We start from the raw sequence: 12,444 nt of genomic DNA, 5'->3' as shown, positions 1-12,444 counted from the left end.
CCGCGCGCCCGGGAGGCGGGCGCGCGGGTGACGGGCAGGCGGTCCTCACAGCTGTCGCAGGACCGCCTGTTTGGCCATCGTGAACTCGTCGTCCGTCAGGATCCCCTCCCGGTGCAGCTCGCCCAGCTCCCGCAGCCGCCGCAGCAGCGCGTCGTGGCCGGCCGCGGGCGGCGGCCCGTCCGCCACGGGACCCGGCAGCGGCCGCACGGCGTCCTCGGGCGGTGCGGCCGGGTGCGGCAGCCGGGCCTGCACGGCCGCCGCGACCAGTGCCATCAGCGGGTCCTTCTTGAAGCCCCACAGCTCCACGGCGTGCGGGTCGTACTTCGGCGGGGCCTTCGTGGGCGCGTGCCGCACGGTGAACCGCAGATGGCCGTTCTCCAGGCCCACGGCCGGCTGCCACTCGACCGCGGTGATCTCCTCGACGGCGATCGTGCGGGCCCCGGCGGATGCCTTGGCGTCCTCCGTCTTCCAGTTCCACTCCAGGCGCACCCGGTCGCCGTCGAAGCCGGCCGTGCCGTCCCCGGCGGAGCAGGCCAGCGGCACGGCCGGCCCGGGCAGCAGATACGCGTCCACCGGACCGGCCGGCACCTGGTCCAGCATCAGCGCGTGGCGCACCTCGTCCACGAAGTACTCGGCGACCCCGTACCGGTCGGACTCCACGATCAGCTGGTACGGGTCGTGCGGCTCGGTCAGCCGCCCGCCGGTCGCGTGCAGCAACGGATCGGCGCCGTCCCGCAGGCGCAGCCTCAGCCGCCCGGTCTTCTTGCCCTGTTCGAACGAGATCCCGGCCAACGCCCCGAGCGGGACGACCAGTTCACCCAGTTCCCTGCGCAGCAGTCCGACGCCCTTGTCCCGCCCGGGTGTCAGCCGCAGCGCGTCCCCGTCGAAGACCCATGTGCCGTCCTTCTGAAGGATTTCCGCCATGGGACGATTGTTCCAAAGACGACGACGGGCTCCCCCGGGGACCGTACCCGGGGGAGCCCGTCTGTCTTGATCAGAACCCTGCGACGGGATTCTTCAGGGTGCCGATCAGCTGGAGGGCGCCGGCCGGGTCCGACAGGTCCACCATCTGCTCGTTGTTGCGCAGCTGGAGCCGGTTCAGGCAGGACAGGGCGAACTCGGGGGCGAACATGTCGTACTGGCGGAACTTCTCGGCCAGCTCGGGGTGCGCCTCCTGGTAGGCGCGGGTGACCTCGGCGACCGTGCGCCAGAAGTCGTCCTCGGCCAGGATCCCCTCGTCGGCCAGGGCGGCCGCGAGGAAGCGGAAGAAGCAGTCGAAGACGTCCGTGAAGATGGACAGCAGCTTCTTGTCCTCGGGGACCTCGACACGGATCCGCCGGACCTCGGGCGGCAGCACCGCGTCCGGGTCCATGACCGCGATCTCCTCGGCGATGTCCTTGTAGATCGCCCGCCGCACCACGCCGTCCCGAAGGACCAGGATCGTGTTCTCGCCGTGCGGCATGAACACCAGGTCGTAGGCGTAGAAGCTGTGCAGCAGCGGCGTGTAGTAGGCCTGGAGGTAGGTGCGCAGCCACTCGGTCGGGGCCAGGCCCGACCGCTCGACCAGCGCGCCGGCCACCGACCTCCCCTCGTGGTCCACATGGACCAGCGAGGCCATGGTGGCGAGCGCCTCGCCGTCCCCGAGGGAGGGGACCGGGCTCTCCCGCCACAGCGCGGCCAGCATCTTGCGGTACGGCGAGTAGCGGTCCGTGGCCGCCTCGTACTCCAGGTGCCGGTAGCCGACGGCCGCCCGCTCCCGGATGATCGACAGACCGGTGGACTTCAGCACCGGGTCGTTCTCGATCAGCTGGGCCAGCCAGTCGTTGATCGCCGGGGTCGCCTCCATGTACGCCGCCGAGAGGCCGCGCATGAAGCCCATGTTGAGGACGGACAGGGCCGTCTTCACGTAGTGCTTCTCGGGGTGCGAGCGGTTGAAGAAGGTGCGGATGGACTGCTGGGCCAGGTACTCGTCGTCGCCCTCGCCCAGGCACACCAGGTTCCTGCGCGCGATCTCGGCGGCGAAGGTGACGGTGAGCTTGTTCCACCACTGCCAGGGGTGGACGGGGATGAGGAGGTAGTCGGCGGGGTCGAGGTTCTGCCCGCGCAGGACCGCGTCGAACCGCTCGACCGTCTCCTCGCCCAGTTCCTCCCGCACGAAGGACTCGTACGCGATCCCGACCCCCGCCGTGAACGCCGCCCGGGACCGGTGCGCGGCCAGCCACACCAGCCGGACGGGGCTCGCCGTCTCCGGGGCGTACGACAGGTACTCGTGGACACCGAAGCCGAGCCGGCCGTTGTTGGCGACGAAGCAGGGGTGGCCCTCGGTCATCCCGGTCTCGATGGCCTGGAAACCGCTCCGCACCAGCTCCGCCGAGGTGATCGGCGGCTTGGTGAGCTTGTAGCAGGTGCCGGAGAGGGTGGAGGAGATCTCCTCCAGGTACACCGGCAGGATCGCGTCGCTCAGGCCGAGGGCCTGCTTCAGCTCGATGAAGAAGTCCAGTGCGGCGAGCGGGAGTTCGGCCCCGTCGCGGGTACGGGTGATCGAGCCGGCGTCCACCTGCCAGTGGTCCAGGGCGCGGCGGACGGCGGTGAAGCGGTAGGCCGTCAGGCCGTCGTCGCTGCGGACGACGTACCGCTCGCCCTCCTTCTGCGGGGTGATCAGGCGCTCGTGGGCGAACTCCGCGAGGGCTTTGCGGACCAGTTGCCGGTTGGCCTGCTCCCAGCGCTCGGGGGAGAGGTGGGCCACGGTGTCGGCGAGGCTCATGCGGGCACCCCCGCGGCCTTCAGGAACTGTTCCCGGGTGCAGAAGCTGAGCAGCGCCATCTTCTCCGGCTTCTGGATCTCGCGCTCGGGCACGAACCCGACGGCCTCGTTCAGGGCGTGGACGGCCCTGTTGGAGACATCGGGCTCGACGACGACCCGGGAGGTGGCCGGGTCGTCGAAGAGGTGGGCCATCACCGCGGTGATGACGGAGCGGGTGAATCCGTGCACGGGGGTGTCGGTGGCCGGCACCAGGAAGTGCATGCCGACGTCACCGGGCAGCGGCTCGTACAGACCGACCAGCTCGCGGTGGCGGGGGTCGTAGTACTCCATCAGGAAGGCGGGCTCCCCGTCGCGCAGCCCGAGCAGGGCGTGGTGGTGCTCGTCGGCGGCGATCTCCATGTAGGCGCGCTCGACGTCCTCCAGGTGGGCGCCCTGCATCATCCAGTAGGCCGCTTTGGGGTGCGTGACCCAGCTGTGCAGCAGCTCGGCGTCCTGGAGGGGGTCCAGCGGGCGGAAGGTGAAGGTCATACGGCGAACTCCTGGAACGCGATGGTCTTCTCGACCGGGTAGTACTCGCTGCCGAGCAGCTCGCTGATGATGGAGCTGTTGCGGTACGCGCCCATGCCGAGGTCGGGGGACGTGATGCTGTGCGTGTGCACGCCGGCGTTCTGGAGGAAGACGCCCCGGCCCGTGACGTCGATGGCGTAGTTGCGGGCGACGTCGAAGCTGCCCCGCGAGTCACGGACCAGGCGGTCCTGGATCGGCGCGAGGAACGCGGGCTCGGCGTAGTGGTAGCCGGTGGCCAGCACCAGACCCTGGGATTCGAGGGTGAAGTCCTTCTCCTGCTCCTCCTGGCGGAAGGAGAGGGTGTAGGTGCCGTTGTCGTACGTCGCGTCGTTCAGCGAGGAGTTGGTGAGCAGCCGCGTCGGCACCGGGCCGCCGAGGTTCTTCTGGTAGAGCAGGTCGAAGATCTCGTTGACCAGGTCGCCGTCGATGCCCTTGAACAGGCCTTTCTGCTGGGCCGTGAGCCGGTAGCGGGTGTCCTCGGGCAGCGCGCGGAAGTAGTCGATGTACTCCGGCGAGGTCATCTCCAGCGTGAGCTTGGTGTACTCCAGCGGGAAGAAGCGCGGGGAGCGGGTGACCCAGTTCAGCCGGTAGCCGCGGACGTCGATCTCGCCGAGGAGGTCGAGGTAGATCTCGGCGGCGGACTGCCCGGAGCCGACGATCGTGATCGAGTCCTTCTTCTGGAGCTCCGCCCGGTGCTGCATGTAGCGGGAGTTGTGCAGGACGTCCCCGCCGAGGTCCGCGCAGGCCGCCGGGACGTACGGGCTGGTACCGGTGCCGAGGACCAGCCGGCGGGCGCGGTAGACGTCGCCGCCCGTGGTCCGTACGGCGTACAGCGCGTCGGTCTCGTCGTACGTCACCTCCGCGACCGTCGTCGAGAAGCGCACGCTGCTCAGCTTGCCGGCCGCCCAGCGGCAGTAGTCGTCGTACTCGACCCGCAGCGGGTAGAAGTTCTCGCGGATGTAGAACGAGTACAGCCGGCCCTTCTCCTTCAGGTAGTTGAGGAAGGAGTACGGCGAGGTCGGGTCGGCGAGGGTGACCAGGTCCGACATGAACGGCGTCTGGAGGTGGGCGCCGTCGAGGAACATGCCGGCGTGCCACTCGAAGTCCGGCTTGGACTCCAGGAAGACGCCGTCGAGCGCGTCGATCGGCTCGGTGAGGCAGGCGAGGCCGAGGTTGAAGGGGCCGAGCCCGATGCCCACGAAGTCGTAGGCCTTGCTGCGGGGCTCAGGAAGCGCGGTCAAGGGAGTCTCCCAGGTACTGCTCGGCGTGGCCGGCGATCAGGTCGAGGACGGCGGCGATGTCGGCCGGGGTCGTCTCGGGGTTGAGCAGGGTGAACTTCAGGTAGTGGCGGCCGGCCACCTTGGTGCCCGCGACCACCGCGTCGCCGGAGGCGAACAGGGCCTTGCGGGCGTAGAGGTTGGCGCGGTCGATCTCGGCCGGGTCGGTGACGGCCGGCGGGATGTAGCGGAAGACCAGGGTGGAGAGCGACGGCTGGACGACGACGTCGAAGCGGGGGTCGGCGGCCAGCAGCTGCCAGCCCTCGACGGCCAGGTCGCAGACCTCGTCGAAGAGCTGCCCGATGCCGTCGGCGCCCATGGTGCGCAGGGTCATCCAGAGCTTGAGGGCGTCGAAGCGGCGGGTGGTCTGAAGGGACTTGTCCACCTGGTTGGGGATGCGCTCCTGCACCATCCGGCGCGGGTTGAGGTACTCGGCGTGGTAGGTGGCGTGCCGCAGGGTGGCCGCGTCCCGGACCAGCACGGCGGAGGAACTCACCGGCTGGAAGAAGGACTTGTGGTAGTCGACGGTGACGGAGTCGGCTCGCTCGATGCCGTCGATGCGGTCCCGGTACTTCACGGAGGCGAGCAGCCCGCAGCCGTAGGCGGCGTCCACGTGCATCCAGGTGCCGTACTGGGAGCACAGCTCGGCGATCTCGGGCAGCGGGTCGATGGAGCCGAAGTCGGTGGTGCCGGCGGTGGCGACGACGGCCATCGGGGTCAGACCGGCCTCGCGGCAGCGCTCCAGCTCACGGGCGAGCGCGACGGTCTGCATGCGCTTGTCGTGGTCCACGGGGACGGAGACCACGGAGTCCTGGCCCAGGCCGAGCAGTTTCGCGGACTTCTTCACGCTGAAGTGGCTGACCTCGGAGGCGAAGATGCGCAGGTCCGCCAGGGATTCGGCCTTCGCCTCCTCGCGGGCCAGCAGCAGCGCCTGGAGGTTGGACTGGGTGCCGCCGGAGGTGAACACGCCGTCGGCGGCGGGGCCGAGGCCGATGCGGGCGGTGGTCCAGTCGACCAGTTTGCGCTCGATGAGGGTGCCGCCGGCCGACTGGTCCCAGGTGTCCAGGGAGGAGTTGACGGCGGACAGGACGGCCTCGCCGAGCACCGCCGGTATGACGACCGGGCAGTTGAGGTGGGCCAGGTAGCGGGGGTGGTGGAAGTAGATCGCGTCGCGGAGGTAGACGTCCTCCAGCTCGTCGAGGACCGCCGCGGTGTCGTGCAGCGGCTTGTCGAGGTCGATCCGTTCGATGCGGGGGGCGAGGGCGTCGACCGTGACGCCGGTGAACGGACGGTCGGTGGCGGCGAGTTTGGCCGCCACCCGCTCGACTCCTTCGGTCACGGAGCGGCGGTAGTGCTCCGCGGTCGTGTCATTGAGCAGGTGCGAGCGCATGGTGGGGGTCCTCCGGTGGGGACGGTCCGGTGCGGGGACGGGCGAGGGGCGGAACCTCGGCTTCAACTTAGGTTAGCCTAACCTAATTTGCATGGAGCAAATCATGGCTCTGCCGTGACGGTGATCACGTCGACAACATGCCTGGGGCGGAAGGGAGTTACTCCTGTTCGCGGAGTTGCTCCTCGGTCAGGCCCTCCCGCCAGTAGCCGACGAAGGTGACCTGTCGCCGGTCGATACCGCGCTCGCCGACGAAGTGCCGGCGCAGCGCCTTCACGGACCCGGACTCGCCCGCGATCCAGACGTACGGGTGCGCGGCGGGCGGGAGGGGGAGTCCGGGCAGCAGATCCAGGGCGGACCGCCGGACGAGCCAGGTGACCTGGGCGTCCGCCGCGGTCGTCAACTCCTGGACGTCCTGCGCGTCGTGCACCTCGAGCCAGGCCCGGACCCGCAGGCCGGCGGGGAGCGACTCCAGGACCGACGCGATCGCCGGGAGCGCGGTCGCGTCGCCCCACAGCAGCACCAGATCGGTGTCCTCGGGCGGCCGGAACCGGATGGCCCGGTTGTCGGCGATCGCCGGGCCGAGCAGCAGCACGCGGTCCCCGGCGCCGGCCCGCGCGGCCCACCGCGAGGCGGGACCCGCGGGGGTGTGCAGCACGAAGTCGATGTCGATCTCGTCGGGATCGCGCCGCAGACCGCGCAGGGTGTACGAGCGCATCACCGCCCGTACGTCGTCGGGGAGTTCACGCCAGCCCTGCCACCAGCCGTCCCCCAGCTCCACCGGCACCCGCGGCTCGTGCTGCCCCGGGTGCGGCAGGAACAGCGACAGGGACTGGTCGTGCCCGTCGGAGAAGAAGTGCCGCAGATCCTCCCCGGCGAAGGAGACCCGGACCAGCGACGGCGAGAGCCGCAGGGTCCGCGCGACGTGGAGGGAGAAGAACCGGAACGGCGCGGCGACGGCGGTGGCCATGCGGGGGCTCCAGAAGACGTGGGGGACAGCTCACTCGGGGGCGCGGGGAACCGCGCGACCGGCCGGTGGCCGCGCGCGGTTCCCCCACGACGACGAGCCGCCTGGATCAGGCGACCTTCTTCGCGTTCTCGAGCGCCTCGGCGAGGTTCTCCAGAAGCGGCACGCACTTGTCGTACGACAGGATCGGCTCGGGCGAGCGCGCGATGATCTGGCCGGCCTTCACCGCGGGCAGCTTCTTCCAGGTCGCCTCGGTGATGTCGGCCGGCTGGATGGTCGAGGAACGGTCGTCCATCATGATGATGTCGGCCGCGTACTTGTCGACGTTCTCCCAGCTCAGCGCCTCGTACCAGCCGCCGCCCTCGGCCTTGGCGCTCTCCGGCGGCTCGACGAAGTTCACGCCGAGGGCCTTGAAGTACTCCAGGTCGATGGAGAGGTTGGTGCCGGAGACGTAGAACAGCTCGGCGCTCGCGGAGCCGGCCATCACCTTGATCTCGGGCTTGGCCTTGGCCGCGGCGCGCAGCCGGGTGGCGGCCTCCTCGAAGCGCTTCTTGGCGTCGGTGACCGCGGCCGCCTTCATGTCCGCGCCGAGGGACTCGGCCAGCTCCCACATCCGCTCCAGCGGGGCGGTGAGCTGACGGTCGTAGACGGAGACGCCGACGCTCGGGGCGAGCTTGGCGATCTTGGCCTTGGACGCCTCGGGGACGTACCAGAGGGTGCCGGCGCCGTCGAACATGGTGGAGATGAGGACGTCGGGCGCGAGGGCGGCGTACTTCTCGACGTTGAACTCGTCCCAGACGTTGCCGATGACCTCGACCTTGGTGACGTCCATGTCGCCGGCCTGGACGTCGGCCTTGCCGTCGGCGGTCTTGGTAGGGCCGAAGACGCCCTTGACCTGGATGCCGTAGTCGTGGAGCGCGGCGCCGACACCGGTGAACGCGACGATGTTCGCCGGGATCTTGTCGAGCTTCACGGTGGTGCCGCGGTCGTCCTTGAACGTCCAGGGGCCGGACTTGGCGGAGGCGCTCGCCGACGACTCCGAGCCACTGCCGCTGGCGTCGTCGTCCCCGCAGGCCGCGAGGACGGCACCGAGGCCGAGGGCGCCACCGGCGGCGAGGATGCCGCGGCGGGTGAGGTGGTTGGCTCTGGCGTTGGACATGAGGGTGGCTGCTTTCGGACGTGCGGGATCACCGCAGGACAAGTCGAAGGTAGGTTAGCCTAACCTCAGATCTTGTCCAGGCCCGGGATGCTGTGAGCCACAACCTGTGAGATGCCTGTGCCGCCCCCCTCTTTGGTGAATTCGGCTGAAGCAAAAGGGGAGTTGGCGGGCAATTGTCCCCTGTCTGGACGAGAGTGCACCCCCGTCTTTCATTCGCCCTTCGCGCGCCTTTCGTTGCGGGGTCGAATCACGCCTTTCGCCCCACAAAGAGGGCGCTCGTCCGAACGTGATCATCCGCACACTTGAATCACGGAACGCAAACACTCTTAACTGTCCCCGCAAATATGAAGATCGGATGAGGAAAGCGGGGGATAGGTGCGCCAAGAATCGCGCAACGTGGCCCGGGGCCACCGGAGAAGAAGACTCGGCACACTCACCGCGTTCACCACCGGAATCACCTCGATGGCCCTGCTCGCGTCGTTGCCGACGTTTGCAGCAACCGCCTCGGCCGCACCGGCCGAGGCGCCGAGCGCCTCCTCCGCCACCACCCACCGCACCGCCGCCGAACGCGCGGCGGCCAGCGGGAAGCAGGTCGAGGTCACCGGTGAACGCACCGAGTACTCCACCACCATGGCCAACCCGGACGGCAGCTTCACGCTCGTTCAGTCCGCGGTCCCGCAGCGCGTCCGGGGCGACGACGGCTCCTGGGACGCCGTGGACACCACCCTGGAGCGCCGCCCCGACGGAACCGTCGGCCCCAAGGGCGCCGTCGTCGACCTCTCCTTCTCGGGCGGCGGCAGCGGCGCCGGTCTGATCCGCCTCGGCAACGAGCAGGGCAGCCTTCGCCTCGACTGGCCCGGCCGACTGCCCGAGCCGCGCCTCGACGGCGACAAGGCCGTCTACGCCGACGTCCTGGACGGCGTCGACCTGGAACTCACCGCCACCGCCGAGGGCTACCGCGAGGTGCTCGTCGTCAAGTCCGCGCAAGCGGCCGCCGATCCGGCCCTGGAACACATCGCGCTCACCGCCTCCGCCACCGATCTGGACGTGCTCCCCGGCGCGGGCGGCGGACTGCGCGCGGTCGACGCGGACGGCAACACCGTCTTCAAGGGCCCGGCCGGCCAGATGTGGGACTCCGCGAGCCGAACCGACGACACCGGTGGCGCGAGCACCCAGCTGATGACCGCCGCCGCCGACGCCCCGGCCGAGGTCCCCGACCCCGTCGAACACGGCACCCAGCCGCACTCCGGCGACGCCAGCGCGGTGATGCCGGTCCAGGTCGACAGCGACACCGTCGCGGTCACGCCCGACCTCGGCCTGCTGCGCGGCGAGGACACCGTCTACCCCGTCTACATCGACCCGTCGGTGGGCCTCGGGGTGTCCGAGCGGACCGTGCTGTCCTCGGACGGCGACAAGTTCTGGATGTTCAACGGGGACTACGGTGTCGGACGGTGCAGCGTCTCCGGCCCGTACTACTGCGGCAGCAACTACACCAACCGCATGTACTTCGAGTTCTCGCCCTCGAAGCTGGCGGGCAAGTACGTCCTCGACGCCACCTTCCGGGCCTACGAGACCTGGTCGTTCGCTTGCGACCCCAAGTGGGTCGACCTGGAGCGCACCAACAACATCTCCGAGGGCACCAAGTGGCCCGGGCCGACGCAGCTCGACCAGATGGGCGACCGGCTCGTCTCGGCCGGCCGCGGCTCTCAGTGCAGCCCCGAACAGCCCGACCAGTGGGTCGAGTTCAACGACAACCCGGACGAGACCGACGAGAACCTCACCTCCACCGTGCGCAAGTTCGCCGACGGCGGCATCAGCCGGCTGACGTTCATGCTGCGGGCCAAGGACGAGGGCGACCCGGAGGCCTGGAAGAGGTTCGACGACAACGCCGAGCTCAAGGTCAACTACGCCTTCAAGCCGGGCGTGCCCACCGACGTCGGCCTGATCCCCGGCGACGGCACCACCGCCTACTGCAAGACGTCCTCCTCCGACCCGCTGGTCGTCACCCGCGTCGACCCGATGGTGCAGGCCCGGGTGCAGACCAAGGTCGAGCACAACATGGGCGACGAAGAGGGCTCCCTCCAGGCCGAGTACGTCGTCGAGCGCGGTGACGACGCCGCCTGGCACGGGGTCTGGACGGGCTACCGGCCCGACTCCGGCTGGGACCCGGACGGCACCCTGGAGAAGATGCGCACCTCCAACCGGGCCGACGGCGGCCTGTACCGGCTGCGCTCGCGCACCCAGTCGCACTGGTCGTACGGCGGCAAGTCCGGCGATCTGTTCTCCTCGTACTCCTCCTGGTGCTACTTCAAGATCGACTCGACCGCGCCCAAGGCGCCGACGATCACCACCAACGCCCCGTACACCGAGTGCACCACCAACCTCTGCGAGGGCAAGGGAGGTCCGGGCGTCCCGGGCAACTTCACCTTCAAGCCCAACGCCGTGGACAAGGACATCACCGGCTACCGCTGGCGGCTGCTGACCACCTCGGCCAAGGAGGCCAAGCCGGTCACCGGCACCACGGTCACCGTGCCCAATGTCACGCCCTCCCTCTCCGGTACCCAGGTGCTCTCCGTGGAGGCCAAGGACGTCCGCAACCGCTGGGGCACCCCCGCCGAGCTCAGCTTCAAGGTCGCTCCGGCGGCCGGCGCCTCGGGCAGCTGGCACTTCGACGATGCCGCGCCCGGCTCGGGCGTGACCGTCGCCAAGGACACCGCCACCGAGGGCACCCGGCACGACGCCACGCTCTACACCGCGGGCGCCGGCTGGTCCTCCCTGGCCCGCCGCGGCGACACCGACTACTCGCTGTTCCTCGACAGCTCCGACCCGGCCAACCAGCAGGCGTACGCGGCCACCGCGGCCCCCGCGGTGAACACCAAGGACTCCTTCACCGTCTCCACCTGGGCGTACCTCACGGACAACGCGTCCACGCACGTGGTGATGGCGGCCCCGGGCACCAACGCCTCGGCGTTCACCCTGTACTACTCGGCGTCGCTCAAGAAGTGGGTGTTCAACCGCACCGCGGCCGACGTCAAGGAAGGCCAGACGTATCTGCGGTCGGTCGCCGACACCGCCAACCCGCCGCTGAAGGTCTGGACGCACCTGGCCGGTGTGTTCGACTCCAAGAACGACGCCGACAAGACGAACGACACCATCCAGCTGTTCGTCAACGGCCGTCCGCAGGGCCAGCCCGTGGTCCTCAACTCCCTGTCGACCGCCTACACCCCGTGGGTCTCCTCCGGCGGCCTCCAGTTCGGCCGCTCGCTGGTCGGCGCCGCGTACGGCGAGCACTTCCGCGGCCGCCTCGACGAGGTGAACGTCTGGCAGCGCGTCCTGACCCACGACGAGATCACCCAGCAGGCGCAGCTCCTCGAGGACGGCGTCGCCGCCAACGAGCTGGTCGCCCACTGGGACGCCGGATCCTCCACCGGCACCCAGGTCAAGGAGCTCACCGGGTACCCGGTGGGGAGCCTGTCCCTGTCGGCTTCCGGCGCGACCCTGGACGCCGAGAACAACGCCCTGGTCCTGGACGGCACCGCCGGCCACGCCACGGCCACCGGACCGGTGATCGACGAGAGCGGGGCGTTCACCGTCTCAGCCCGGGTCCAGCTGGACTCCGCGAAACTGGCGGCCAAGCCGGTGGGCTACCAGGCCGTGGTCGCCGCCCAGCAGGCGTCCGCCGGTGAGTCCTCCTGGGCGCTGTGGGTCGTCAAGCCCGCCGACGGCGTCTACCAGTGGAAGTTCACCCGGACCGCCCTCGGCAGCGACGGCAAGGTCACCCAGAGCGCCGAGGTGCCCGGCGGCGACATCGCCGAGACCGACACCTGGGTCCAGGTCACCGGGGTCTTCGACGCCCAGGAGTCCTGGGAGTGGACCGACCCGGCCGACGTCACGAAGACCGAGACCCGCTACGGCCGGCTCCACCTCTTCGTCGGCGAGTTCGACCAGCCCGCCGAGACCGCCTCCGGGTTCACCGCCGCCCAGCTGGGCACCGGCACCCTCTCCGCGGGCCGCGGCAGCAAGAGCGGCAGCACCGGTAACCACCTGCCCGGCGCCCTGGAGGAACTGCGGGTGTGGACCGGCGCGATGAGCGCCGACCAGGTCCGCTCCCAGGTCCTCGGCGGCTGACCCGGCCGACCCACCCGCACACCGAGTGACCGGCCCGGGGGCCGCGGGAACTCCCGCCCCCGGGCCGCCTCGGCCTTGCCGCACGCCCCCGGGCGTGCCCCGCGACACGCGGCCGCCGCGTGCGCTCCCACCGGTTCCGGCGGCCCGTGCCCGTCCCGTGCTCCTGCTCAGATCCCTCCCGGGATCCTCCCGGATC

The 12,444-nt window shown here is 70.1% G+C and carries 8 protein-coding genes; 1 reads left to right on the top strand and 7 read right to left on the bottom strand.

Annotation, left to right across the window (positions count from 1 at the left end; translation table 11 throughout):
• Nucleotides 1-45: 45 nt before the first annotated feature.
• From IE275_RS08720 to IE275_RS08690, 7 genes are all read right to left on the bottom strand, one after another.
• Nucleotides 46-924 carry a DUF4429 domain-containing protein gene (locus IE275_RS08720; protein ID WP_189709419.1) on the bottom strand — a complete coding sequence of 293 codons (879 nt, stop codon included), beginning with the start codon at nt 922-924 and terminating at the stop codon, nt 46-48.
• A gap of 70 nt (nt 925-994) precedes the next feature.
• Complete coding sequence (locus tag IE275_RS08715) at nt 995-2,764, bottom strand: IucA/IucC family protein (RefSeq protein ID WP_189709417.1); 1,770 nt, start codon at nt 2,762-2,764, stop codon at nt 995-997.
• Nucleotides 2,761-3,291 (bottom strand): GNAT family N-acetyltransferase, encoded by a 531-nt coding sequence (locus IE275_RS08710; RefSeq protein WP_189709415.1) that lies wholly within the window; start codon nt 3,289-3,291, stop codon nt 2,761-2,763. The genes IE275_RS08715 and IE275_RS08710 overlap by 4 nt, the downstream gene beginning before the upstream one ends.
• On the bottom strand, nt 3,288-4,571 hold the full coding sequence (locus IE275_RS08705; protein ID WP_189709413.1) for a lysine N(6)-hydroxylase/L-ornithine N(5)-oxygenase family protein: 1,284 nt from the start codon (nt 4,569-4,571) through the stop codon (nt 3,288-3,290). Before IE275_RS08705 ends, IE275_RS08710 begins: the two co-directional genes overlap by 4 nt.
• The gene (gene desA / locus IE275_RS08700) at nt 4,555-5,997 is read right to left on the bottom strand and encodes a lysine decarboxylase DesA (protein ID WP_189709411.1); all 1,443 of its coding nucleotides are present in this window, start codon (nt 5,995-5,997) and stop codon (nt 4,555-4,557) included. The genes IE275_RS08705 and desA overlap by 17 nt, the downstream gene beginning before the upstream one ends.
• Nucleotides 5,998-6,154: 157 nt before the next feature.
• Nucleotides 6,155-6,964 (bottom strand): siderophore-interacting protein, encoded by an 810-nt coding sequence (locus IE275_RS08695; RefSeq protein WP_189709409.1) that lies wholly within the window; start codon nt 6,962-6,964, stop codon nt 6,155-6,157.
• Nucleotides 6,965-7,070: 106 nt separating this feature from the next.
• On the bottom strand, nt 7,071-8,120 hold the full coding sequence (locus tag IE275_RS08690; protein ID WP_189709407.1) for an ABC transporter substrate-binding protein: 1,050 nt from the start codon (nt 8,118-8,120) through the stop codon (nt 7,071-7,073).
• 462 nt (nt 8,121-8,582) lie between these two features.
• Between IE275_RS08690 and IE275_RS08685 the strand changes: the two genes are divergently transcribed.
• Nucleotides 8,583-12,248: a LamG-like jellyroll fold domain-containing protein gene (locus tag IE275_RS08685; protein WP_189709861.1), complete on the top strand. Its 3,666-nt coding sequence runs from the start codon at nt 8,583-8,585 to the stop codon at nt 12,246-12,248.
• Nucleotides 12,249-12,444 lie beyond the last annotated feature (196 nt).

The organism is Streptomyces phaeofaciens, from assembly GCF_014648915.1.
GTDB lineage: Bacteria > Actinomycetota > Actinomycetes > Streptomycetales > Streptomycetaceae > Streptomyces > Streptomyces phaeofaciens.
The sequence above is the reverse complement of the archived record's forward strand: the minus strand, read 5'-3'. Positions and strand labels throughout refer to the sequence as shown.

Bases quoted from the DNA above. Each gene is read 5' to 3' on its own strand.
- IE275_RS08720 (WP_189709419.1), bottom strand. From the start codon at position 924: ATGGCGGAAATCCTTCAGAAGGACGGCACATGGGTCTTCGACGGGGAC.
- IE275_RS08715 (WP_189709417.1), bottom strand. From the start codon at position 2,764: ATGAGCCTCGCCGACACCGTGGCCCACCTCTCCCCCGAGCGCTGGGAG.
- IE275_RS08710 (WP_189709415.1), bottom strand. From the start codon at position 3,291: ATGACCTTCACCTTCCGCCCGCTGGACCCCCTCCAGGACGCCGAGCTG.
- desA (WP_189709411.1), bottom strand. From the start codon at position 5,997: ATGCGCTCGCACCTGCTCAATGACACGACCGCGGAGCACTACCGCCGC.
- IE275_RS08695 (WP_189709409.1), bottom strand. From the start codon at position 6,964: ATGGCCACCGCCGTCGCCGCGCCGTTCCGGTTCTTCTCCCTCCACGTC.
- IE275_RS08690 (WP_189709407.1), bottom strand. From the start codon at position 8,120: ATGTCCAACGCCAGAGCCAACCACCTCACCCGCCGCGGCATCCTCGCC.
- IE275_RS08685 (WP_189709861.1), top strand. From the start codon at position 8,583: ATGGCCCTGCTCGCGTCGTTGCCGACGTTTGCAGCAACCGCCTCGGCC.